This window comes from Agarivorans sp. TSD2052 (assembly GCF_023238625.1).
Lineage (GTDB): Bacteria > Pseudomonadota > Gammaproteobacteria > Enterobacterales > Celerinatantimonadaceae > Agarivorans.
Window position 1 is genome coordinate 3,862,501 of sequence record NZ_CP096670.1, and the last position, 24,713, is coordinate 3,887,213.

At 44.9% G+C, this 24,713-nt stretch carries 26 protein-coding genes (1 of these 26 running past the window's edge); 11 read left to right on the forward strand and 15 right to left on the reverse strand.

The features are described from left to right. The 4 genes from rapA to M0C34_RS17605 form a co-directional block, all read left to right on the forward strand. Positions 1 to 2,511 carry the 3' portion of an RNA polymerase-associated protein RapA gene (rapA, locus tag M0C34_RS17590; protein ID WP_248712968.1) on the forward strand. It extends 408 nt beyond the left edge of the window, so only the last 2,511 of its 2,919 coding nucleotides appear in the window; the start codon falls outside the window, past its left edge; its stop codon occupies positions 2,509 to 2,511. A gap of 60 nt (positions 2,512 to 2,571) precedes the next feature. Next, a complete protein-coding gene (locus tag M0C34_RS17595; protein WP_248712969.1) occupies positions 2,572 to 3,222 on the forward strand; it encodes a pseudouridine synthase in 651 nt (216 codons plus the stop codon). A 65-nt stretch (positions 3,223 to 3,287) separates the two neighbouring features. Next, complete coding sequence (locus tag M0C34_RS17600) at positions 3,288 to 4,055, forward strand: DUF3530 family protein (RefSeq protein WP_248712970.1); 768 nt, start codon at positions 3,288 to 3,290, stop codon at positions 4,053 to 4,055. Positions 4,056 to 4,141: 86 nt separating this feature from the next. After that, positions 4,142 to 5,098 carry a D-2-hydroxyacid dehydrogenase gene (locus M0C34_RS17605; RefSeq protein WP_248712971.1) on the forward strand — a complete coding sequence of 319 codons (957 nt, stop codon included), beginning with the start codon at positions 4,142 to 4,144 and terminating at the stop codon, positions 5,096 to 5,098. A gap of 1 nt (position 5,099) precedes the next feature. On the opposite strand, the gene djlA is transcribed toward M0C34_RS17605, so the two are convergent. Genes djlA through M0C34_RS17620 form a run of 3 tightly spaced genes read right to left on the reverse strand, consistent with a single transcriptional unit; the run spans position 5,100 to position 7,566 of the window. Further along, the gene (gene djlA / locus M0C34_RS17610; protein ID WP_248712972.1) at positions 5,100 to 5,897 is read right to left on the reverse strand and encodes a co-chaperone DjlA; all 798 of its coding nucleotides are present in this window, start codon (positions 5,895 to 5,897) and stop codon (positions 5,100 to 5,102) included. 2 nt (positions 5,898 to 5,899) lie between these two features. Next, positions 5,900 to 6,580 carry an N-acetylmuramate alpha-1-phosphate uridylyltransferase MurU gene (gene murU, locus M0C34_RS17615; RefSeq protein ID WP_248712973.1) on the reverse strand — a complete coding sequence of 227 codons (681 nt, stop codon included), beginning with the start codon at positions 6,578 to 6,580 and terminating at the stop codon, positions 5,900 to 5,902. After that, a complete protein-coding gene (locus M0C34_RS17620; protein WP_248712974.1) occupies positions 6,577 to 7,566 on the reverse strand; it encodes an aminoglycoside phosphotransferase family protein in 990 nt (329 codons plus the stop codon). The genes murU and M0C34_RS17620 overlap by 4 nt, the downstream gene beginning before the upstream one ends. 151 nt (positions 7,567 to 7,717) lie before the next feature. Here M0C34_RS17620 and lptD point away from each other — a divergent pair, with 151 nt between their 5' ends. The 6 genes from lptD to M0C34_RS17650 all read left to right on the forward strand — a co-directional run bounded on the left by lptD (position 7,718) and on the right by M0C34_RS17650 (position 14,370). After that, positions 7,718 to 9,991 carry an LPS assembly protein LptD gene (gene lptD / locus M0C34_RS17625; RefSeq protein ID WP_248712975.1) on the forward strand — a complete coding sequence of 758 codons (2,274 nt, stop codon included), beginning with the start codon at positions 7,718 to 7,720 and terminating at the stop codon, positions 9,989 to 9,991. A 63-nt stretch (positions 9,992 to 10,054) separates the two neighbouring features. Further along, the gene (gene surA, locus M0C34_RS17630) at positions 10,055 to 11,332 is read left to right on the forward strand and encodes a peptidylprolyl isomerase SurA (protein WP_248712976.1); all 1,278 of its coding nucleotides are present in this window, start codon (positions 10,055 to 10,057) and stop codon (positions 11,330 to 11,332) included. Further along, entirely contained in the window at positions 11,329 to 12,327 is a 999-nt protein-coding gene (pdxA, locus tag M0C34_RS17635) for a 4-hydroxythreonine-4-phosphate dehydrogenase PdxA (RefSeq protein ID WP_248712977.1), read from the forward strand. Before surA ends, pdxA begins: the two co-directional genes overlap by 4 nt. Further along, complete coding sequence (gene rsmA, locus M0C34_RS17640; RefSeq protein WP_248712978.1) at positions 12,320 to 13,150, forward strand: 16S rRNA (adenine(1518)-N(6)/adenine(1519)-N(6))-dimethyltransferase RsmA; 831 nt, start codon at positions 12,320 to 12,322, stop codon at positions 13,148 to 13,150. Before pdxA ends, rsmA begins: the two co-directional genes overlap by 8 nt. Then, a complete protein-coding gene (gene apaG, locus M0C34_RS17645) occupies positions 13,143 to 13,526 on the forward strand; it encodes a Co2+/Mg2+ efflux protein ApaG (protein ID WP_248712979.1) in 384 nt (127 codons plus the stop codon). The genes rsmA and apaG overlap by 8 nt, the downstream gene beginning before the upstream one ends. 13 nt (positions 13,527 to 13,539) lie before the next feature. Then, complete coding sequence (locus M0C34_RS17650) at positions 13,540 to 14,370, forward strand: symmetrical bis(5'-nucleosyl)-tetraphosphatase (RefSeq protein WP_248712980.1); 831 nt, start codon at positions 13,540 to 13,542, stop codon at positions 14,368 to 14,370. Here the strand turns inward: M0C34_RS17650 and folA are convergent. The 6 genes from folA to rplU form a co-directional block, all read right to left on the reverse strand. After that, positions 14,367 to 14,855, reverse strand: a complete 489-nt coding sequence (folA, locus tag M0C34_RS17655) for a type 3 dihydrofolate reductase (RefSeq protein WP_248712981.1) — start codon at positions 14,853 to 14,855, stop codon at positions 14,367 to 14,369. The two genes, M0C34_RS17650 and folA, sit on opposite strands and share 4 nt — an antisense overlap. Positions 14,856 to 14,883: 28 nt before the next feature. Next, a complete protein-coding gene (locus M0C34_RS17660; RefSeq protein ID WP_248712982.1) occupies positions 14,884 to 15,351 on the reverse strand; it encodes a threonine/serine exporter family protein in 468 nt (155 codons plus the stop codon). A gap of 1 nt (position 15,352) precedes the next feature. Continuing rightward, the gene (locus M0C34_RS17665; RefSeq protein ID WP_248712983.1) at positions 15,353 to 16,174 is read right to left on the reverse strand and encodes a threonine/serine exporter family protein; all 822 of its coding nucleotides are present in this window, start codon (positions 16,172 to 16,174) and stop codon (positions 15,353 to 15,355) included. Between the two features lie 37 nt (positions 16,175 to 16,211). Then, positions 16,212 to 17,381: an Obg family GTPase CgtA gene (gene cgtA, locus M0C34_RS17670; protein WP_248712984.1), complete on the reverse strand. Its 1,170-nt coding sequence runs from the start codon at positions 17,379 to 17,381 to the stop codon at positions 16,212 to 16,214. Between the two features lie 122 nt (positions 17,382 to 17,503). Then, the gene (rpmA, locus tag M0C34_RS17675; protein ID WP_248712985.1) at positions 17,504 to 17,761 is read right to left on the reverse strand and encodes a 50S ribosomal protein L27; all 258 of its coding nucleotides are present in this window, start codon (positions 17,759 to 17,761) and stop codon (positions 17,504 to 17,506) included. Positions 17,762 to 17,778: 17 nt separating this feature from the next. Continuing rightward, positions 17,779 to 18,090: a 50S ribosomal protein L21 gene (gene rplU, locus M0C34_RS17680; protein WP_248715663.1), complete on the reverse strand. Its 312-nt coding sequence runs from the start codon at positions 18,088 to 18,090 to the stop codon at positions 17,779 to 17,781. Positions 18,091 to 18,334: 244 nt separating this feature from the next. On the opposite strand from rplU, the gene ispB reads away from it, so the two are divergent. Then, positions 18,335 to 19,306, forward strand: a complete 972-nt coding sequence (ispB, locus tag M0C34_RS17685) for an octaprenyl diphosphate synthase (protein WP_248712986.1) — start codon at positions 18,335 to 18,337, stop codon at positions 19,304 to 19,306. Between the two features lie 67 nt (positions 19,307 to 19,373). Here the strand turns inward: ispB and M0C34_RS17690 are convergent, their stop codons facing one another. The 6 genes from M0C34_RS17690 to hfq form a co-directional block, all read right to left on the reverse strand. Next, complete coding sequence (locus M0C34_RS17690) at positions 19,374 to 20,669, reverse strand: adenylosuccinate synthase (protein WP_248712987.1); 1,296 nt, start codon at positions 20,667 to 20,669, stop codon at positions 19,374 to 19,376. 87 nt (positions 20,670 to 20,756) lie between these two features. Next, positions 20,757 to 20,945, reverse strand: a complete 189-nt coding sequence (locus tag M0C34_RS17695; RefSeq protein ID WP_248712988.1) for a DUF2065 domain-containing protein — start codon at positions 20,943 to 20,945, stop codon at positions 20,757 to 20,759. 36 nt (positions 20,946 to 20,981) lie between these two features. Then, entirely contained in the window at positions 20,982 to 21,854 is an 873-nt protein-coding gene (gene hflC / locus M0C34_RS17700; RefSeq protein ID WP_248712989.1) for a protease modulator HflC, read from the reverse strand. Positions 21,855 to 21,857: 3 nt separating this feature from the next. Then, the gene (gene hflK / locus M0C34_RS17705) at positions 21,858 to 23,039 is read right to left on the reverse strand and encodes an FtsH protease activity modulator HflK (protein ID WP_248712990.1); all 1,182 of its coding nucleotides are present in this window, start codon (positions 23,037 to 23,039) and stop codon (positions 21,858 to 21,860) included. Between the two features lie 28 nt (positions 23,040 to 23,067). Beyond that, a complete protein-coding gene (gene hflX / locus M0C34_RS17710) occupies positions 23,068 to 24,360 on the reverse strand; it encodes a ribosome rescue GTPase HflX (RefSeq protein ID WP_248712991.1) in 1,293 nt (430 codons plus the stop codon). A gap of 49 nt (positions 24,361 to 24,409) precedes the next feature. Continuing rightward, complete coding sequence (gene hfq, locus M0C34_RS17715; RefSeq protein WP_016403748.1) at positions 24,410 to 24,658, reverse strand: RNA chaperone Hfq; 249 nt, start codon at positions 24,656 to 24,658, stop codon at positions 24,410 to 24,412. Between the last annotated feature and the right edge of the window lie 55 nt (positions 24,659 to 24,713).

The following is a 24,713-nucleotide window of genomic DNA, read 5'->3' on the forward strand; positions in this document are numbered from 1 at the left end:
GAACAGCAACAGTCAGATTTAAAAGGACTGATGGGCGGAAAAGTGAGCCTGATCCCTCATCAGCTTTATATAGCCAGCGAAGTGGGCCGAAGAATTTCACCACGGGTATTGCTATCAGACGAAGTGGGCTTAGGTAAAACTATTGAAGCGGGTTTGATTATCCACCAGCAATTAATCGCTGGTTTAGCCAAACGAGTACTCATTGTCGTCCCTGATGCACTTCAGTATCAGTGGTTAATTGAAATGCTACGTCGATTCAATATGCACTTTAGCTTATTTGATGAAGACCGCTGCATCGAAGCTTATGCTGAATCGGATAATCCCTTTGATACTGAGCAATTAGTATTATGTAGCCTTAACTTTTTACGCAGCCGTAAAAAGCGTTTCGAGCAAGTACTTGAAGCCGATTGGGACCTGATGATTGTTGATGAAGCCCACCATCTAAAATGGGATGAACAATCACCTAGCCGCGAGTATCAAATTATTGAGGCTCTAGCGAAACAAGTGGCAGGGGTATTGTTACTAACTGCCACCCCCGATCAGTTAGGCCATCAAAGCCACTTTGCTCGGCTTCGCTTGTTAGACCCTGACCGTTTTTACGATTACCACGCCTTTATAGAAGAAGAAAAACACTATCAGCCAGTGGCCACTGCGGCTCAATCATTATTAGATAGCGCTCCGTTGCTACCAGGACAAGCCAATCAACTAACTGAATTGCTGGGGGAGAATGACATTGAGCCCTTGCTGACCATCATCAACGATGCAGCGTCTAGTTATGAGCAGCAACAGCAAGCACGTGAAGAGTTATTGCAGCACCTACTAGACAGACACGGTACTGGGCGAGTGTTATTTAGAAATACTCGAAGTGCGATGCAGGGGTTTCCTTTGCGACATTTAAGCAGTTACCCATTAACGCTACCGAGTCAGTATCAAACCGCATTAAAAGTACATCAAATGATGCAAGGTTCTTCGTCTAAAGATGTCATGCAGTTGATGTTCCCTGAAGAATTGTATCAGCAATTTGAAGGCGAAGTAGAAGGTGAAGCCAGTTGGAGCAAGTTTGATCCTCGAATTGATTGGTTAGTTGGCTTCCTACTTGCTCACAAACAAAAGAAGATACTGCTTATTTGCGCTAAGGCAGCTACTGCATTAGCCATAGAAGACGCGGTGCGCACACGCGAAGGGATCCGCGCGACTGTATTTCACGAAGATATGTCGTTACTTGAACGCGACAAAGCCGCCGCTTACTTTGCCCAAGATGAAGCTGGCGCTCAGTTAATGGTATGTTCCGAAATTGGTTCTGAAGGGCGTAATTTCCAGTTTGCTCACCATATCGTGTTATTCGATTTGCCGATTAACCCCGATTTGCTTGAGCAGCGCATTGGTCGCCTCGATCGTATCGGTCAGCAGAACGATATTGAAATCCATGTCCCTTATTTGACAGATACGCCACAAGAAACCTTATTACGCTGGTATCACGAAGGCCTTAACGCTTTTGAGCAAACTTGTCCGGCTGGCTCGGAGATTTATGCTGAGTTTGGCGAACGCTTAAATGGCTTGCTGGTTCAAACAAATCCCGAACAAGAGCAACTAAACCAGCTTATTGCGGAGTGTTCAAAACGCTACCATGTGGTTAAACAGAAACTGGATGCGGGACGAGACCGCTTACTTGAAATCCATTCTGGTGGTGGAAGCAAGGCAACTGAACTGGTTGAGAAAATTCAAGCTGCAGAACAAGATCCCCATTTTGTTACCTTTAGCCTGCGTTTATTCGACACCATTGGTATCAATCAAGATGACAAAGGCGAGAACGCTCTGGTTTTACATGCCAGCGAACAGATGTTAGTGCCAACTATTCAAGGTTTACCTGAAGACGGTTGTACCATTACTTACGACAGGGAAACTGCGCTAAGCCGTGACGAAATACAATTAATGTCATGGGAACACCCATTACTGCAAAGCTGTATCGATACGATTTTAAGTGCGGATCTTGGTACCACTTCAGTCGCCTTGCTAAAAAACAGAGCCTTGCCAGTAGGCAGCCTATTTTTAGAAGGAATGTTTATTGTTGAGACCAGTGCACCAGCTCAATATCAAATTGAGCGTTACTTACCGGCCACGCCAGTCCGTATTCTATTAGACAAAAATGGCGGTAACCTGTCAGACAATGTCAGCTTTGACCAATTTAATGCGCAATTATCTGCAGTAAATCGCCACTTAGCCGCAAAACTGGTTAGCGCTTCTCAAGCACAAATTCATCCCTTACTAGCACAAGCGAATGAACTAGCGCAGCAGCAACTTTCAAGTATTGTGGCCAATGCCAGTGATGCAATGCAACAAAGCTTAAATAATGAACTAGAACGCCTAGAGGCTCTTAGTGCGGTGAATCCAAGTATTCGTAAAGACGAGCTCGACACGCTCCGCCAACTACGCGATACCGCGGATGACTATCTGCAAAAAGCCCAAGTTAAACTGGATGCGTTAAGGGTGATATTAGTCTCACATAACTAAGTCAGTTGTTCTACTCAAGGCCTTAGGTAAACTAAGGCCTTATTTTACAGAGTTTCTCTAATGCCCAATTTTGTTTACCGCCCTCCCATGTCTCCCTTTATCACCATCGTTTATCAAGATGATGATGTAGTGGTATTTAACAAAGCCAGTGGCTTATTGTCAGTACCTGGACGATTAGAACCAGACAGCCTTTGGCAACGAGCTCAAAGGGTGTGGCCTGAGCTAAAAGTGGTTCATCGACTCGATATGGCCACTTCTGGTTTAATTGTGATGGCCATCGGCAAACCGGCACAAAGTCATTTAAGTCGTCAATTTCAACAGCGTAGAACAGCCAAAACTTATTACGCTGAGATATACGGCCACCCTGCAGACGATGAAGGCGAAGTTAATCTGCCGATCCGCTGTGACTGGCCCAATCGACCAAAACAGATTGTTGATTTTGAACTGGGTAAAGCAGCCCAAACCCAATGGCAAGTTTTAGAGCGAAGAGCACACACCTGTCTGGTAGAACTAAAACCGATTACCGGCAGAACTCACCAACTACGAGTACACATGCAACAAATAGGCTGCCCAATCGCGGGAGATGGATTTTACGCCACGCCTGACGCGATTGCTTATTCTGAGCGCTTACATCTTCATGCCGCTAAACTCGGATTTTTTCACCCAAGTAGCGAGAAATGGTTAGAATTTGACTGCCAGCCGCCTTTTTAATTAAAGCTTCTGCGTCTAGTACCCGATAAAGGTAATCATGCCTGTAAATACGGACATACAACATTGTGCAGTTAACTCGATTATTGTGGCTAAGCCTATTTATCAGTGGTTTAGTGGCAGCTCAGCCACAAACCCAAGATTTTTCCACATGGCCTATTATTGGGGAGGTTAAGCTACTCGACGCAGACCAACAGCAGTTTGTCAGTGTTTGGCTCGAGGAACAAACCCCACAAAAACGCGGCACTGCGCTGCTATTGCCTGATTGGGGTAGCTCACCCAGTGACGCTAGAGGTATCGATGCACTACGCCAAGCCTTACCAGACATAGGTTGGGAAACAGGGGCTATCTTACCGCCGCAACCGTCTAAGAATATAATGCAATCAGGTGGTGACCTAGAGCAACTAGCTAACTATAAGCTGCAATTAAAAGCCGTACTAGAAACCGCCAAGCAAACCCAGCAAGAACAATTTGGTTTTCAAGTAATCATCGCTCAAGGGGTAATGGGGGCTTGGCTGGTTGAGCTTCTTGCCGAGCAACAAATTCCGGCTCCCGATGGCATAGTATTAATCAGTGCTTATTATCCCGATAAAAATCTCAATATTCATCTGGCAACGCAAACTGCTCTGCTGGCCATTCCAGTGCTAGACATTTATGCTGATGACTATAATCAATGGCAGGCATCAGCCAGTAAGCAGCGCTTAATAGCCACCAATAAAAACCAGAAGTTTAATTATCGGCAAACACTATTACCAGCAACGGCCGATACTGCTCCCAATAGTGCCACATTGAATAAAACCGTTTATGGTTGGTTTAGTTCTTTAGGTTGGTATTAACGCGTTACTGAACACTGCCGCTGAAAACTAAAGGACGATCGTATTCAGGCTTAAGGGCTTTCCACCATTTACATCAAGGGATAACAATGCAGATTGTTTTTTTAGACCGCTCAACCCTAGCTAATAACGTAACTTTAAGCAGCCCAAGCTTTCCGCACCAGTGGCAAGAATACCCAAACACCAGCCCTCAACAAGTCGTTAAACGGGCCCAAAATGCCGACATTCTGGTGGTAAATAAGGTCAAGTTGGACGCAAAAACGCTTAAGTCACTGCCACAACTAACGCTCATTGCAGTGGCCGCCACAGGCACCAATAATATAGACATACCAGCAGCGACCCAATTAGGCATTTGTGTTAGCAACATTAGAGACTATGCCTCACAAAGCATTGCTGAACATAGCATAGGTTTGATGTTTAACTTACGACGAAACCTCATGGCTTACCATCAAGCGATTAAGCAAGGTCGTTGGCAACAAGCCAAACAATTTTGCTTCTTCGACTACCCTATAGACAATTTAGCCAATCAGACTTTGGCTATCATCGGGGCAGGAAATCTAGGCCAAGCCACCGCCAACCTAGCCAAAAGCATTGGTATGAAAGTGGTGTTTGCTGAGCATAAAAACAAATCACCGCGCCAAGGAAGAGTATCCTTTAGCGACGCGTTAAGCTGCGCTGATGTCGTCAGTATCCACTGCCCTCTTAATGCTGAAACTCAGCAGTTAATCGCCGCGAAAGAGTTGGCATTAATGAAACCCAACGCGCTGTTACTAAATACTGCCAGAGGGGGGATTGTGAATGAATTGGATTTACTACAAGCCTTGCAAAGTGGGCAAATAGCAGGGGCCGCCTTTGATGTTTCAGAGCAAGAACCGCCTGCAGAGGGCAGCCCACTTATGTTGGCTCAGCAACTGCCTAACTTTATTTTCACCCCACATATTGGATGGGCGAGCCAGCAAAATATGCAAATGTTAGCTGACCAGCTTATCGACAATATAGAAGCCTTTGTTGCTGGTCGAGCTAAAAACCAAGTGGTGGCGAAATAGCTTACTTACGCTGTTTCTTTATGAGTTCGTAAGCTTGCTGTATGTCTTGGGTTCGCTGCTTGGCCAATTCCATCATCTCTGGAGGTAAACCCTTGGCGACGAGTTTATCGGGATGATGCTGAGTCATTAGCTTACGATAAGCGCGTTTAACCTGCTGATCGCTATCTTGCTCGCTAACGCCGAGGATTTGATAGGCTTCTTCAATTTGTTTGGCACTGCTTTGGGCACTTTGCTGTTGCCCTCCACCGTGACGATGAAACTTAAGTTCAGCTTCCCAACGAGAGATCATCGAATTCAGCTCTTGCTCTGAAAAGCCCAGCGCAGCAGCGACTCGCTTTAATAAAGCATGCTCGCTATCGTCTACCACACCATCAGCAAAAACCCCTTGCAGCTGAATTTCCATAAACATTCGTAATAAATCACGCCGCCCTTGAACCGCTTCAACAAACTTAGCAATCTGCTCCTCTAAAGGAAAATCGGCATCTTTCCCCAGACGAAACGCATCTTGTGCTTGACTGCGAGCGTCGCCTTGCAGGCGCATTTGATCCATCAAAAAGTTAGCGACTTGAATTTCCTGTTGCGTCACTACGCCTTTCGACTTGGCAATATGCCCTAGAACCGCAAAGGTCGAAAATAGAAACTCTTGTTGGGCAGCTTGGCTATTCGCACTCGAAAAGACAAAGCCTTGCCCCATTGCTTTATCAAAACGATGGCCTAGCCATAAACCCAACAACGCTCCAAATATGTTGCCAAACATGAAGCCAAAAAATACCCCTAATACCTTTCCCCAAACCCGCATAGTTAATCTCTGCTATTTGTTAATTGATTATTTAATTCGTTTAGCCGCTGCGGTGTACCCACATCGACCCATTGGCCAGGTTGTAACTGCCCAGCCACTTGCTGCTCAGACATAGCCTTTCGCAACAAGGGTGCTAGCGCTTGCTTGCCGGTTTGCAAACCAGTAAAAAAAGCCGCTCGATAAACGGCTACACCGCTAAATGTAAACTCAGGTCGATCAAGTACTTTGCCATTAGCAATGGCAAAGTCACCCGCTTGATTATGCGGAGGGTTTTCTACCATTAACAAATGGGCATTAACACTGCCGATTTCAAGCTTGGCGAGTTGCTTATAATCCCAATCATTCCATATATCGCCATTAATCACTAAAAAAGGATCGGCGGCTATCAACGGTAAGGCGTTTTTTATGCCACCCGCTGTTTCTAGGGCGGTATGCTCATGGCTGTAACGCAGTTCAATATTCCAGCGCTGACCGTCTCCTAAATAGCTTTCTATCTGTTGGCCCAAATAAGCGGTATTAATCACCACTCGCTTAAATCCAGCCGCCACCAACTTATCGATATGCCATTCAATTAACGCCTTACCAGCCACCTTTAATAGAGGTTTAGGACAATTATCGGTTAGCGGTCGCATTCGTTCGCCGCGCCCCGCAGCCAAGATCATTGCTGTTGTTAGCGCAGTCATTTATTAAAGCCCTTCGCGAAGGGGCTTAGCCATTGATTCAACGCTTTCAGTTCAGGATAGCGAGCGCTAACGTCGAGAATATAATGCAGCGTTTGTGGTATCGCCGCTCGATAAGCGGTTTTACCATCTCTATGATCAAGGCGACAAAAGATGCCCACCGCCTTTAAGTGTCGCTGCAAACCGGTGAAATCAAACCAGCGTTGCCACTGACTTTCATCGACTTGCTGCAACATTTTCTGAGAAAGATAAAACTCTTTGCTTAACTGCGCGACCAAGGATTCTGGCCATGCGACGTAACAATCTCGTAATAAGGAAACCAGATCATAGCTAATCGGCCCCCAAACCATATCTTGGAAATCAATCATCACCATGCGTGAATCTTTCAACATCAGATTGCGACTATGAAAGTCTCGATGCATAGCAACGTAAGGTTGCTCTAAAATTGCCGAGCTTAATAGCTCGCAAACATCACGCCATTGAGCTGATTGTTGCCAGCTAGCGTCACTGATTTGTAATTCTTTTGCGACAAACCAGTCTGAAAAAATGGCTAACTCTCGTTCGATAAATTCGCTATCAAAAAACTCTATTTCTGGTAATTGAGATCGATTAAGCGTCTGTAACTGAACGATTAAGTCACTAGCTTGTCTATATAATTCAGTAGCCGTACTGGCATCAAGTTTATCCTCTAGCATCGTAGAGCCGAGATCTTCCAAACACAAATAGCCGTTTTCTAAGTTAGCCACCTCAACCTTAGGAACCGCTAGTTGGTGCTCAGCTAAACAACCCGCTAAGGCGACGAACTGTGCATTTTTTTCAGTACTGGGTGGAGCATCCACCGCGATGGCGGTTTTTTCAGCATTATAATCGAAACGGAAATAGCGCCGAAAACTAGCATCACCACTAATCATTGTTAACTCGGGAAGCTCAATGTCTAAACTTTTTGACAACCATTGTTGTAAACCAGATTCACGCACATTATTACTCATAATTACTTATACTAAATAGCAGCCTTTAAATAGCCGCTTACCAATAATTCCAGTATTATATGCGGCTAACTTTAACTATAGAATTCATAAAGCACAACGTTGCTAACTCGCGCTTCGAATTTGTTTATATCAGGGAATGGTTCATATTTATATGTTCGTAACTAAACGGTGCCAACAAACATCGCTCGCTTTAGCGGTGTTGCTTTCAAGTTTTGCTGCACGCGCAGAAACACCGTTATCAATGCCTCAGTGTCGCGCTCATATTCCAGAGCGTAGCGAATTAGGCCCCCTTGATCCCAATGCACCTTACATGGTTTCAGCAGATCAACTGCAGGCCAAACAAGGTGATAAGGCAAGCTTCACCGGTAATGTAGAGTTTTCTCAAGGCCCTAGAGTACTTAAAGCTGAAAACACGGTACTTGATGAGCAAGCACAAACTCTGCAAGCAGATGGCAATATTGAGTTTCAAGACAATTTGGTGAGTGTTAAAAGTGATACCTTTAATGCAAACTTACGTGACCATCAAGCCACACTCAACTCCGCTGAGTATCAGCTGTTTGAACAACAAGGGCGCGGCGCAGCAAATAACTTAACAATTACTGGCGAACAACAGCTATCACTTGAAAATGCCAGCTACACCGCCTGCCCACCCGATGACGTTAGCTGGGAAATTCGCGCAGAAAAAATTGATATCGACTCACAAGAACAATGGGCAACCACTAAAAATGCCACTGTTCGCTTATTCGATGTACCAGTATTATATTTACCTTATTTTTCTTACCCTATCGGCGATCAACGCCATAGTGGCTTCTTATTTCCAAGCGTTTCTACTTCAACCACTAACGGAATTGATATTTCAGCCCCCTACTATTGGAATATCGCGCCTAATTTTGACGCAACGATTACCCCTCGATTGCTAACTCGTCGCGGTATGCAACTGCAAAGTGAATTTCGCTATTTACTGGGTCAAAACACCGGTACAGTGAATGCAGAATACCTAGCCAATGACAGCGTTCTAGACAGGGACCGGTACTTGGTCCACTGGAATCACCAAGGTCAATACCAACGTAACTGGCGTTTTAATACTGAATACACGCGGATCAGTGACGACAATTACTTCAATGATTTAGGTGATAAGCTGGGCAAAGTAAACGAAAACCAGCTGCTGCAAACTGGTGATGTCAGCTACCATACCAAAAATTGGTATACCGAACTGCTAGTACAAGACTTTCAAGTATTGGGTGACACAGACCAACCACATACCCTGCTCCCGCAACTAAGTTTTGCAGGCGATTGGGATCTAAACTGGCAAACTTTACAATTTGGTTTTGCTTCAGAAATCAGTAATTTTGCACATAGTGACCCAACCCAAAACACCGCCCAGCGAGTTCACTTTGAACCCAAGCTAAGTTTACCCTATGTCGTGCCAGCCGGATTTTTTCAAGCCGATTTAGCATTAATGCATACCTACTACAGCCAATCACAAGGTACTAGTGCAGATTTTGATATTTCAGCTTCAGAGAACCGTACCTTACCAAAAGTGAGTGTTCAAGGCGGGCTAAACTTTGACCGCAAAACTCGCTGGTATGGGGATAATTTTACCCAAACCTTAGAGCCTGTAATTAAGTATCTCTATATCCCCTACACCGATCAAAACAGTATTGGCATCTACGACACTGACTACTTACAGCAAGATTATTACGGCTTGTTCCGAGATCAAAGGTACAGTGGCTTAGATCGAATTGCTGATGCCAACCAAATCACCTTAGGGGTTAACTCGCGCTTTTTATCCCCGAGCAATCAAGAAACCTTGCGCCTTAGCCTTGGACAAATTATCTATATAGAGCCCAGCCGAACCACGTTATCCCCAAATAGTGAATCATCAACCAGTTCCAGCTCTGCGTTGGCATTTGAAGTAGACGCTAATATTCGCCAAGATTGGTATGGCCATGTTGGTTTACAAATCGACACCTTAGAGAGTGAGCTCAACAAGGCAAATGCCGCGATAGAGTGGCGCCCTGAAGCGCAAAAACTGATTCAATTGAATTATCGCTATTCTTTAGCTGACGAATCAATGGTCAGCGACATTAACCAAGTAGGTAGTAAGGTGGCTTGGCCAATTCACAGTAAAGTATCAGCTGTCGCTAGCTACTATCGCGATATGATTTTAGACCGAAGCATCGAAAGCTACTTGGGTTTGCAATATAACTCCTGCTGCTGGGGTATTCGTCTTACTTATCAACGAGGCTTAAAAAGCACCTATGTTGATGACAGCTCTGGCATTGACCGAGTGGGTGAATTCGATAGCTCGCTACGCTTAGATTTTGAGATTAAAGGACTAGGTGGAAGTGATACCAGCAGCCGAGAAGAAATGTTAGAAGGTGGTAACTTTAAGTATGGCCGCCCATTTTATCTCAACAATTAAAAAACCTTTAGCACAGATATGATAAAGTAGGCGGCGTTTTGCGTGCCGTAATGTAGGAAACGAATGAAAAAATTAATTTTGCTTAGTGCTGGCCTAGTAATGCTAGTCGCTGGGCTTGTTCAAGCCCAAGAGCAATTGCTCGATAAAGTTGTAGTCATTGTGAACAACGATGTGATTACCGAAAATCAGATACAAGAGCTCACCAATAAAGTGGTTCGAAACTCTGCGTCTAGCGGTCAAGACTTGCCGCCTAAAGATGAACTGCAAGAACAAGTGATGAACCGTTTGATTCTAGAAAGCTTGCAGTTACAACTTGCTGAGCGCCTTGGTATCAAGATAAGCGATAGCCAATTAGAAAACACTATCGACAACATCATCCGTGGCGAAAAGAAAACCCGAGAAGCGTTTCTTGCTGACATAGAAAAACAAGGGATTACCTACAATCAATTTCGTGAAGACATTCGAACAGAAATAATTTTGGGCGAAGTGGGTCGTAGTCAGGTTCAGCGCAGAGTGAAAGTGTCTGAACAAGAGATACAAGCCCTAATGAAACTGATTGATGAGCAAGATAAAGGGACTATTCGTTATCACGTAGGCCACATATTATTGCGGGTTGGCAGTGACGAAAGCGCGACTCAGCAGCTTGCTGAAAGCATTGTCTCTCAGCTTAAGGCCGGGGAAAACTTTAACCAAATAGCCATGACCAATTCACAAGGCCCCAAAGCACTTGAAGGTGGAGATTGGGGTTGGATGACGCTGGAAGAAATGCCGACATTGTTTGCTGGCGTCGTGAAGAATCAACACAAAGATACTGTGCTAGGACCGATTCGGACTGAGTCAGGCTTGCATATTATTAAGGTGCTGGATGCCGAAGGCTTACAAAAAGTTGAAACCCTAGAAGTTAACGCCCGTCATATATTGATCAAACCTTCAATTATCCTCAGTGATAAAAAGGCCGAAAGCTTGTTGGCTGAATTTCGTCAACAGTTAGTCTTAGAAGAAGTGACCTTTGAAGAGTTGGCTCGCCAATATTCAGAAGACCCAGGTTCAGCAGTACGTGGTGGAGAATTGGGTTGGTCTGATCCGCAATCCTTTGTGCCTGCCTTTAAAGATACCGTTACTCGACTCAATGCCGGAGAGTTAAGCCAACCATTCAGATCAACTTTTGGCTGGCACTTATTGGAAGTATTGGACAAACGTACTACTGACACCACCAATAAAGCCAGTGAAAATAGAGCATACCAAATGATTTTTAACCGTAAATTCAACGAAGAAACTCAAGCTTGGCAAGAAGAATTGCGCGAAGAAGCTTACGTTGAAATTTTGGATGGTGACGCATGAGCCAACAGGTATCACGAATCGCGATTACGCCAGGTGAACCCGCTGGTATAGGCCCAGATTTAGTACTAAGCATTAGTCAGCGTGACTGGCCAATGGAGTTAGTGGTAATCGCCGATCCCAACTTACTTCAAGATCGCGCTAAACAACTGGGGATTGACATAAGCTTACGCCCCTATCAGCCTGAGCAACAAGCTAAACCACAGGCCGCTGGTACCTTAACTATTGCGCCCATTTCGATGAGCAGCCCAGCAGTGGCAGGTCAACTTGATGAAGCCAATGGTCACTATGTGCTTGATACCTTAAAATTTGCTTGCGACGGCAACATGAATGGTCAATTTGCGGCGGTGGTCACCGGCCCTGTTCACAAAGGCATCATCAATAAAGCGGGTGTTTCATTCAGTGGACACACAGAGTTTTTCGCCCAACAATCGGGCACTTCTGATGTTGTCATGTTGTTAGCCACTGAAGGCTTGCGTGTTGCGTTAGCGACTACCCATTTACCGCTAGCCTATGTCGCTAAAGCGATAACCCATGAGCGCTTATACAATATTATTAGTATCTTGCATCATGACTTAAAAACAAAGTTTGCCATTAAGCAGCCAAAAATCTTTGTCTGTGGCCTCAACCCACATGCCGGTGAAGACGGCCATTTAGGTCGCGAAGAGTTGGATGTAATCATCCCCTTACTAGACCAAATGCGCGCAGAAAAAGGCATGGACTTAATCGGACCGCTGCCAGCAGATACTCTATTTCAGCCTAAATATTTAGATGAAGCAGATGCCGTACTAGCGATGTATCACGATCAAGGCTTGCCGGTTATTAAGTACAAAGGATTTGGAAACTCGGTCAACATCACCTTAGGCCTGCCCTTTATTAGAACATCAGTTGATCACGGAACAGCCTTAGAACTCGCTGGCACTGGTGAAGCCGACCATGGAAGTATGATAACCGCAATTGAACAAGCCATTGATATGGTAGAGCGTGAACATGAATAATCAAGTCCATCAAGGGCACCGCGCCCGCAAACGTTTTGGCCAAAACTTTCTTAATAACGATGCTGTAATCAGCCAAATCGTCGCTACAATTTACCCCCAACCCGGTGAAAATTTAGTTGAAATTGGCCCAGGTTTAGGCGCATTAACTGAGCCAGTGGCAAACGCTGCCGGACACCTACAAGTCGTAGAGCTTGACAGAGATCTTGCGCAACGCCTGCGCGAGCACTCCACGCTAGCTAACATGCTCACCATCCATGAAATTGATGCACTTAAGTTTGATTTCATGCAATTGGTGAAACCTGAACAAAAGATGCGGGTATTCGGTAACTTACCCTATAACATTTCTACTCCGCTTATCTTTCATTTACTGAGCTTTACTAGCGCAATATCTGACATGCACTTCATGCTACAAAAAGAAGTAGTAAAACGCATGGCTGCGGGGCCAGATTGTAAAGCCTATGGCAGGCTAACTGTAATGACTCAAGTACAGTGCCGCGTTCTGCCCGCTTTAGAAGTACCACCTGAAGCCTTTATGCCACCACCGAAGGTTGACTCAGCAGTGGTCCGCCTAGAGCCTTATGAAAGCACCTTATATCCACTGACCTCATTAGCCACCTTGGATAGAGTATGTAAAGAAGCTTTTAATCAGCGTCGAAAAACCATTCGTAATGCATTAGGTAACTTACTCACCGTTGAACAACTGGAAATTTTAGGCTTAAAGCCCACATTACGTCCGGAAAATTTAACTATTCAGCAATTTTGTGATATTGCTAATTACATCGACCGCGAACAACTACTGCAGGCGCCTGCTAGCGATGAGTAATAGTCTTGATTATGATTTAGATATCGACATTGAATCTGGATTTTTGCCTGAACATTCTGTTCCTGAAAACCAGCAATTTGCTTTTTACTATACCATCACTATTCGCAACTGCAGCAGCCAAGCTTTACAGCTACTGCGCCGCCACTGGATAATTACCGATGGGAACGGCGAGATAAATGAAGTAAAAGGCGAAGGTGTGGTGGGTAAGCAGCCACATTTACAGCCAGATAAACCCTTCAGCTATACGAGTAGCGCGGTATTGGCGACTGAAGTAGGAGTAATGCAAGGTTGGTATACATTGGTAGACGAAGACGGTAACGAATTTCAAGCTGAAGTTCCGGCCTTTCGTTTATCCCTCCCTAACAAGCTGCACTAGCGTAGAGTAAGTTATGGCTACCTACTTCGTTGGCGATATTCAAGGCTGCCTAGATGAACTCAAGGCGCTACTGAAACAAGTGAAGTTTTCCCCAAAAAGGGATCAACTATGGCTCGCCGGTGATTTGGTAGCGCGAGGCCCCCAATCATTGGAAACCTTGCGGTTTGTGATGGACTTGGGAGAGGCTGCTCAAGTGGTATTAGGTAACCATGATTTACACCTATTGGCAGTGGCCAATGGCATTCATCGCGCCAAACGCCGTGATAAGTTACACGCTTTATTAGACGCCCCAGACCGTGACGAATTACTCAACTGGCTGCGCTGTCAGCCACTGATTGCCAAACATCCAGAGTTTGACGTAGTGATGGTGCACGCAGGCATCTACCCTAAATGGAAAGTAAGCAAAGCGCTCAAGCTAGGGCAAGAAGTGCAAAACCAGTTGTCCGGCGACAATTACTTAGCGTTACTGCAGAATATGTATGGCAACGAACCTGCGCACTGGAGTGATGAGCTAGTAGGTTATGATCGACTGCGCTACATCATTAATGTATTTACTCGGATGCGCTATTGCTTTCCAGACGCCAGTTTAGACTTCGAGCTAAAAATCCCACCCAATAAAAATACTAACCCCAATCTCAGGCCTTGGTTTGAGCTTCCTGGGAAGCACCTCAAACAAACCCATATAATATTTGGTCATTGGGCAGCCTTAATGGGTAAAAGTAAAAGCCCATTAGTTAATGGGCTAGATACTGGCTGTGTATGGGGTAACCACCTCACGATGTTGCGTTGGGACGACCAACGCTTTTATACCCAAGCTTGCTTAAGTGACGAGGCTAAAGCTTAAACCTGACGTTGCAAAGTAACAAACTGATAGTTAACAGGGTTTCGTTCATCCGCTAGGTGAGACTCACGGTCTACCTCCTGCCATTGAAACTGCTGATAATCCGGAAAATGTGCGTCCCCTTCAACCTGTTTGTCAATGAAGGTGAGGTACAATACCTCCGCCAAATGTAAACACTGCTGATAAATATTAGCGCCACCAATAATCATCACTTCGGCTTCGTCAGGCACTAGCGCCAAGGCCGCATCCACGCTGTTCACTACCGTCACACCATCAATAAGCAGCTCAGGGTTCCGACTGATCACAATATTTAAACGCCCCGGTAAAGGGCGACCAATCGATTCATATGTTAGCCGTCCCATAATCACCGGCTTACCCATAGTCACCGCTTTAAAATGCTTGAGATCGGCGGGTAGATGCCATGGCATCTGATTGTCTTTACCGATGACTCTTTGCTCTGCCATCGCGGCTATCATTGCTACTTTCACTGCTCTATTCTTTCCTAATCTGAAGGGGTTAGACAATTGGCCGACCGCGATAGATCACTACCGAGGGGATGGCTAAACCAAAACTCAATGCCATTAAAATAAACATAGTACGTAGGCCGTTTTCAATAATGGTGGCTAATAAGGGCTCGCTAAACCCGGTACTGTATAAACTGATTATGCCAACCATCGTGGTAAAAGCATAGCTACCGGGAATCATAGGAATCACCGCTGCCACTGTGAATACAGGCCGAGGAATCAAATAACGTCGCGACCAATACACCCCTAGTAAACCCACACTCGTGGAGGCGATGAGGGTGGCCCACTCCAGAGGTACTCCCCAGTATATAGACAAGGTTCGCAAGCTATGCGCAAACGCGCCGCCGATGGCACAGAACCCTAGCATTCTAGTCGGAACATTAAATACCATCGCGAAGCCAACGGCAGGCACCGCAGAGAATAAGGCATCTTCTATTAATAACTTAATTAAATCTATCATCTTATAACCACCCACTTACACCCGTCGCCCACATGGAGAAAGCAATTCCCATGGCCACCCCTAAAGTAAGAAGAGACGCAAAAAACCACCGTGAGATCCCCATACTAATATGCCCCTTTACCATATCAGATACGGCATTAATCAAGGGGAAGCCAGGCACCAGCAACAGCACAGAGGCGGCCATTACCGTTTGGGGTTGATTACCAATGTCATAACGTACTGCTAAACCGGCGATAGTGGTTGCTACAAACGCGGTCATGCCAAAGTTAAGAATGGGATTATGATGTCGATGGGCCATCTCTTGGCGAAAGGTCATCGCGACAGCGGACGCGATAAAGGTCATGCCAAATACCGACCAGTCGCCACCAAATAGGTGACTAAAGCAAGCGCAAGATAAACCAATCATAAACACCACCAACCAACGGTTATGTTTGTATGGCACTAAGCGGGCTAAACGTTTAACAACGTCACTTTCATCCAATAGCTGTTTTTCTGCCATGATAGTAATGCGCTGAACTTCACACACCATGTGCATGTTAATCCCGCGGTCGTAAACGCGACGCGTGGTAGTAATACAACGCCCATTAGATAAGCCTGTCAGAATTAATGCATTTGCGGTAATGGCGAGTTCTACGCTATCTAAGCCGAGGGCTAAGCCTAAGCGTACAGTAGTTTCTTCAATGAGCTTACTCTCAGCCCCATGCTGTTGCATGATGCGGCCAGCTTGCACGGCTACTCTACAAATACTGGTTTGTTGTTCGAGGGTAATTTGACGAACCGGAGCCTGGACAGGCTCCGGAGTATTTCTAAACGAGCGTAACATTCAACGATCCAAGTAAGATGACACTAGGTTAAGCTTACTATGGCTGGTAAATAACCTCTACACCATGATCGTCATCATCATCCCAATCATCATCGTCATCATCCCAATCTTCTTGATTCGCTTGATCAATTTGTTGCTGATGATAATCATCCCATTGGAATTTAACTTCTTCACGTTCCGCAATTTCTTCTTCAATGACCGGCAAGGTTTCAATGAATTGTCCAATCGCTTTACAGATTTCTTTCGTGCCCGTCTTCTCAAGAGCCGACAAAGAGAAAACTTCACCCTGCCAATCTAGCGCTTCGATCACCTGTTGGCGAATTTCTTCCGCTTCTTCCTCAAGGACCAAGTCAACTTTGTTGAAGACTAACCAACGAGGTTTCTCAAACAGCTTTTCGCTGTATTGCTCAAGTTCTTTAATAATAGTCACTGCATTTTCTGCTGGGTCACTGCCATCAGCTGGCAATACATCAACCATGTGTAGCAATACTCTACAGCGCTCTAAATGCTTAAGGAAACGAACGCCTAAACCAGCACCGTCTGCGGCACCTTCAATCAAACCCGGAATATCAGCAACTACAAAACCGCGGTTTTCTGACTGTCTCACCACACCCAAGTTAGGTATTAGAGTGGTAAAGGGATAGTCAGCAACTTTAGGTTTAGCGGCAGATACACTGCGAATAAAAGTTGATTTACCGGCATTAGGCAAACCTAACATCCCCACATCTGCGAGCAATAGAAGTTCTAATTGTAGCTGTCTAACTTCACCAGGCGTGCCGTTTGACTTCCGACGTGGAGCACGGTTAGTACTACTTTTAAAACGCGTATTGCCTAATCCGTGAAAGCCACCTTTAGCCACCAACAGACGCTGTTTGTTTTGAGTTAAGTCACCCAAAAGCTCACCGGTGTCGCGATCGCGAGCTCGCGTCCCCACAGGTACCGGCAGCTCTAAGTCTTCACCGCGTTTACCTGTACAATTAGAGCCTTGACCATTCTCACCACGTTCTGCTTTGTGAAAACGTTCAAAGCGATAATCAATCAGAGTATTTAGGTTTTCGTCGGCAACCAAATAGACACTGCCACCGTCACCGCCGTCGCCGCCATCAGGGCCACCACGAGGAACATATTTTTCGCGACGAAAGCTGATAGTGCCATTACCACCATCACCTGCATCAACTTTGATTACTGCTTCATCTACAAATTTCATAATCTACTCCAGCATTATCAATAACTATAATGCACTGCATTAATTTAGCGACAGAAATACTTAAGCCTTAGAAAAAAAAAGCCCCGCTGTAAGCGGGGCTTTTAAAGTATTGAGTTGGTAGTTTATTCAGCTACGATGCTAACAAACTTACGGCTTTTAGCGCCTTTAACCTCAAATTTCACTTTGCCTTCAGCAGTAGCGAAAAGAGTATGGTCTTTACCAATACCAACATTTGAGCCCGCGTGGAACTTAGTACCACGTTGACGAACAATAATACTACCCGCTAAAACAGACTCGCCACCAAAGCGTTTAACACCTAAGCGTTTACTCTCTGAGTCGCGACCGTTACGAGTACTACCACCAGCCTTTTTATGTGCCATGAGTATATTCCTCTAAATTAACCGTTAATGCCTGTAATGCGAACTTCAGTGAACCACTGACGGTGGCCCTGTTGCTTACGTGAATGCTTACGACGACGGAACTTAACGATCTTAACTTTATCGCCACGACCATGAGAAACAACTTCAGCTGTTACTTTGGTACCATCTACATAAGGTGCGCCTACTTGAACATCATCGCCATTAGCAACTAGTAATACGTTATCAAATTCAACTGTTTCACCAGTCTCAACGTCTAGTTTCTCAAGGCGAAGTGTTTGACCTTCGGCCACACGGTGTTGTTTACCACCACTTTGGATAACCGCGTACATTTTTTTCAAACTCCGCTGTACACCTAGTATTTCAAGGTGTATATAATTCTTAACAATGACGGCGGATTCTACGGAAAAAGATCCGTTCTCGCAAGCGGAAAATTAAAAAAGTTTAAAAATCACGCAAGGCTAATAATTTTGCCTAGCTAAAGCTGCTAAGCGGCAAGAATTGAGATACTATTCTGTCATTAATTCATCGTAATAAATTGCTGATCTCTCAGCATGAGACTCTAACAAAAAAATTATGCAAATGGATGCGATAAAAACGCTGTCAAATCAAGACATGACGGCAGTCAACGAGCTCATATTTAAAGAGCTAGAGTCAGATGTAGCGCTCATAAATCAAATCTCTTTCTATATAGTTAATAGTGGCGGCAAACGAATACGCCCTTTACTCACTGTATTGGCAGCAAGAGCATTAGGCGATCAACAGCAACAACATATAAAACTGGCCGCTATCATTGAGTTTATTCATACCTCTACCTTACTGCATGACGATGTAGTGGATGAATCAGAGTTGCGCCGAGGGAAAGATACCGCCAACGCAAGGTTTGGCAACGCTGCTAGCGTGCTGGTTGGCGACTTCCTATACTCTCGCTCATTTCAATTAATGACTCAGCTTAAAAACTTGCATGTGATGGACATCTTGGCTGATGCAACTAATGTCATTGCCGAAGGTGAAGTATTACAACTGATTAACTGTAATGACCCAGATACCGACGAACAACGCTACTTTGAAGTGATCTATTGTAAAACAGCAAAGCTTTTTGAGGCAGCCACTCGTCTGGCAGCTGTAATCGGAAATCAGCCCCCACACATTGAGCAAGCCATGCAAGATTATGGCAAGTTTTTGGGTACCGCCTTTCAAATTATGGACGACGTACTTGATTATGTTGCCGATGAAGCCGAAATGGGCAAAAACGTTGGTGATGACCTTGCAGAGGGTAAACCCACCCTACCGCTCATCTATGCGATGACGAAGGCTGACAGCGCCGATAAAGCGCTAATAGCCGAAGCGATTAAGCAAGGTGGCTCACTTGATAAACTCGACGCGATCTTAGCGATACTCGATAAAACCAATGCGCTAGAATACTGTCGCTCTCGTGCCGCAGACGAAGCGCAGAAAGCCATCGATGCTCTAAGCATTATTGACGACAGCGAATACAAGCAAGCCTTGATGAGCTTAGCGAATATAGCCGCCGACCGCGCAGCATAACAATAAATAACAGCGACAAAAAAGGCTGCCAATGGCAGCCTTTTTTAATTGCATCTATTTACCCTATTTAGGCAAACGGGTGACGCAAGATAATCGTTTCAACACGATCAGGACCGGTTGAGATAATATCAACAGGAACTTCAAGTAACTCTTCGATGCGAGCAATATAAGCTAAAGCTGCGGCAGGCAGTTCACTGCGATCGGTAACACCAAAGGTATTCTCAGACCAACCAGGCATACTTTCATATACTGGTACAGCAACTTCATAGCCCTCTGCAGCCATTGGCGGTACACGCAACAAATCGCCGTTAGGCATTTGGTAACCAGTACAGATCTTCAGCTCTTCTAGACCATCTAATACGTCTAACTTAGTTAAACAAATACCAGATAAGCTATTTATTTGTACCGCTCTGCGCATTGCAACAGCATCTAGCCAACCACAACGGCGTTTACGCCCAGTCGTTGCGCCAAACTCGTGTCCTTTAACACCTAGGTGTTGGCCAATATCGTCATCAAGTTCAGTAGGGAACGGACCAGAACCTACACGCGTGGTGTAAGCTTTAGTAATACCCAACACATAATCAAGATGGCGAGGACCAAAACCGCTACCGGTAGCAACGCCACCCGCAGTGGTATTCGATGAAGTAACGAATGGGTAGGTACCATGATCGATATCAAGTAAGGTACCTTGAGCACCTTCAAACATGATTGAGTCGCCGCGGCGACGAGCTTGATCGAGCAAATCAGTAACATCGGCTACCATTGCAATGAGTACCGGCGCCATTTTAGTCATTTGCTCAAGCACGTCTTCATAACTTACGCTTGGAGCGTCATAGTAATGATTAAGTTGGAAGTTATGATATTCCATGACTTCTTTTAGCTTGACAGCAAACTGCTCCATATCAAACAAATCACCCACGCGTAAACCGCGACGAGCTACTTTGTCTTCATAAGCAGGACCAATACCACGACCAGTCGTACCAATAGCATTCTTACCACGGGCTTTTTCGCGAGCCATGTCTAAGGCGACATGGTAAGGCAAAATTAGCGGACATGCTTCACTGATAACCAAGCGTTCTTTAACAGGTACACCACGCTCTTCGAGCATAGCCATCTCTTTAAATAACGCATCAGGGGCCAGTACCACACCGTTACCAATTACACAGGTAACATTGTCGCGGAGTACACCAGATGGTATGAGGTGGAGGACAGTTTTTTCACCGTCAATAACTAAGGTATGACCTGCATTGTGACCGCCTTGATAGCGAACCACATAGCTTGCTTTATCGGTAAGAAGATCAACAATCTTACCTTTGCCTTCGTCTCCCCATTGGGAGCCTAGGATAACTACGTTCTTTCCCATTGTCTTTTGTCGTCTCAGTTAAAAAGCGATTCTAGCAGAAATCGGACAGTTAAGGGGTGCATGTTATACCGATTTTATACCTTAAGGTCAAAGATTAATCACGTAAAACAGCCCAAGGGCAATGCACACCAATACCAGACCAATTTGCCGAATACTGCTTGCTGGCGATTCAGAAATCAATTTTAGTAGCTGTTTCCAACGCTTAGGAAATAATAATGGCCCTAGCCCTTCAATAAGACAGACTAAAGCCAATGCGAATAAAATTGAATCTTGCATAAAAAAAGCCCAGATGAGATCTGGGCCCTCGTTGCATTATGAATTAGGTTCTTTCATGAAACGGAAGAATTCGCTATCAGGTTCTAACACCATAACGTCCCCGCCACTCTCGAAGCTCGTTTTGTAAGCTCGTAAGCTACGCCAGAATTTATAAAAGTCTGGGTTCTGCTTATAAGCATCTGCATATATTTTTGCAGCGCGTGCATCACCTTCACCACGTAATTCCTTACCACGTTTGTCAGCATCAGCGAGCAAAACATTTACTCGGCGATCTACATTTGCACGAATAATTTCAGCTTGCTCCTGACCTTGCGAACGGTGCTCTTTAGCTACCGCTAAACGCTCTGCGCGCATCCGTTGGTAAATACTACTACTGACTTCGTCTGGCAGGTTGATTTGTTTAATTCGAACATCAGTCACTTCAATGCCAATTTCAGAAGAGCGAGCCATCTGTTTCAGCGCATCTTCCATGACTTGTCCACGTTCACCTGAAACAATTTCACGAATGGTACGAGAACCAATTTGACTACGTAGTCCGTTATTAATTTTACGCATCAACAATGACTCAGCTTGAAGCACCGAACCGCCCGTTGAAAGGTAGAATTTAGAAAAATCTTCAATTCTCCACTTAACGTAAGAATCAATAATTAAGTCTTTTTTCTCAGAGGTCACGAAGCGATCTGCATTACCATCCAAGGTTTGGATGCGAGCATCTAGCTTCTTAACGGTATCAATAAACGGGACTTTAAATTGCAAACCCGGTTGATACACTTTGGTTTCACCATCAGCGGTACGTTGTACTTTACCGAACTGAATAACAATGCCTCGCTCACCCTCTTTAACAACAAAAAGCGAAGAGTAAGCGACTAACAAAGCCAATATAGCGCCAAAAATAGCAAATTGTTTCATGGCTTAGTTTCTCCCTTGAGTTGAGCGGTCACTACTTCTTATCGAAGTGGGACGTGATGGAGTTGACGTAGCCGGCTCTGAGCTCACTTGTGACTTACTGCTCGACGTTCGTGGCGATGACTGTTTACTACTTTCCATCAGTTTATCAATAGGAAGGTATAACATATTGCTATTGTTAGATGCGTCGATCAGAACCTTGTTCGATTTAGCGTAGATCTCTTCCATCGTTTCTAAATACAAACGGTGACGAGTGACATCTGGCGCGGCTTCAAACTCGGGTAATAGTTGCACAAATCGAGCAACTTCACCTTGCGCGCGTAATACGCTTTGCTCTTGATAACCCTGAGCTTCTTGCTCGATACGTTGAACACGACCACGAGCTCGAGGTTCAATTTCACGTTGATAAGCTTCTGCTTCACGAATGAAGCGTTGTTCATCTTCTTGAGCCGAAATAGCATCATCAAATGCATCTTTCACTTCTTCAGGAGGACGAGCAGGCAAGAAGTTCACATCGACAACTTGAATACCAAGATTATAAGGGCCGGTAATCTCTTCAAGTAACTCCCAAGTCTCACTTCTTACTACTTCACGACCCGTGGTCAAAATATCGTCCATGGTGGTGTGGCCAATAACATAGCGCAAAGCACTATCAGTGGCTTGCGCTAAGCTATCATCCGGCGCTGTTACGCTGAACAAGTAGTTCTTCGGATCAACCACACGATATTGTACGTCCATTTCAACCCGTACTACGTTTTCATCTTCGGTTAACATAAAACCAGAAGCGGGTAGTGAACGAATCGTTTCTACATCGACTGAGATGACATCTTGAATAAACGTTGCTTTCCAGTTCAAGCCCGGTTCAACCGGCCCAGCTTCTGCATCGTATTTACCAAAGGTAAGTTTAACCCCACGCTCAGCTTCAGCGACAGTGTAGAAACCACTTGCTACCCATATCACTGCCAAAATAACAGCAACAATACCGATACCAAATCCACTCACACCGCCGTCGCCACCTACCGATGGTTTTTTATTACCACCAAAGATGCCGCCAAACTTACGAGTAAGTTTAGTTATCACTTCATCCAAATCAGGTGGACCCTGATTACCACTTTTGTTCTTATTGTTATTGCCCCAAGGGTCTCGATCTCCGCCGCCACCTTTGTTGCCAGGCTCATTCCAGGCCATCTGTATCTCCAGAAATTAAAGTTAATGCCTACTCACATTGAGCAATAAATTTTTCTAAACTATGATCAAACTGTTTATCCAAACGCTGCCATTCAACAGCATCCAAGCGGATATCAATGACGATGTTTCCATTATCGTCTAAACGTTCATCTGCTACGCAGTCTAACTGATATAAACGACTACGCAAGCGCCCTGCACTCTGCGGTAAACGTAAAGTGTGGTTAACCATATCACCAACTAAACGTTCACTGATTGCCTTAAACAACAAAGGCAAGCCTTCTCCCGTTAGCGCTGATACCCACACTTTCTGAGGTAAACCATTCTCGTCTCGTTCAATACGAGGACTCAGATCTGGGTGCTGATCCACTTTATTAAATACTTGCAAAAATGGCGTATCGCCCGCACCAATCTCTTCTAATACTACCTCAACCTGCTCTACATTTTCAGCCATTCTTTCATCACTACAATCAATCACATGCAATAACAATTGAGCTTCTCTAGTTTCAGTTAAGGTCGCTTTAAATGCAGCCACAAGGTCATGCGGTAAATGGCGAATAAATCCTACTGTATCCGCCAATATCACCTTACCAACATCTTCGATTTCTATCTTTCTCAAGGTTGGGTCAAGTGTTGCAAACAGCTGGTCCGCAGCATACACCTTAGATTCGGTAATTTGGTTAAATAACGTAGACTTACCCGCGTTAGTGTAACCAACCAAAGACACCGTAGCCAATTCTGCACGCTGTCGGGCTCGACGCCCTTGTTCGCGCTGTTTACCTACTTTATCTAAGCGTTGGGTTATCTGCTTTATACGCGCTCTAAGCAAACGTCGATCGGTTTCTAGTTGCGTTTCTCCAGGTCCACGCAAACCAATACCACCTTTTTGCCGTTCTAGGTGAGTCCACCCTCGAATCAAACGGCTAGACATATGGCGTAATTGAGCTAACTCTACTTGCAGCTTACCCTCGTGGGTACGTGCTCGTTGGGCAAAAATATCTAATATGAGGGTTGTGCGGTCAAGTACCCGCGCCTCACAGAGCATTTCTAAGTTTCGCTCTTGTGCTGGCGATAAAGCGTGATTAAAAATAATCACATCCGCTTGGGCACTTTTTACTATTTCTGCAATTTCTTCGGCTTTCCCCGACCCCACAAAATACTTAGGGTGAGGAGATACTCGGCTACCGGTAACAGTAGCAACCGAATTAACGCCTGCAGAACTGACTAACATCTTCAGTTCTTGCAGGTCTTCACGCTCATCTTCGTCATTAAAATTTACATGCACTAAGACGGCTTGTTCACCTGCTTCATAACGATCAAACAAGCTAATTCACTCCTTGGCATTGACCAAGGCTAATAAGCCTTCGCAAATGCTATTCGTCGTTTTTAGAATCGTCAGATACTGGGGTATGGTGAGGCACAGCGCGAGCTGGAACCACAGTAGAGATAGCATGTTTATAAACCATCTGACTGACAGTGTTTTTCAACAAGATGACAAACTGATCAAATGATTCAACTTGGCCTTGCAACTTAATACCGTTTACTAAATAAATTGAAACGGGAATACGCTCACGTCGTAACGCATTCAAAAATGGGTCTTGTAATGATTGCCCCTTCGCCATGTTATTGTTCCTTTTTTCTTATTAATTAATTGGCATAGATCAAATTCGATTATAT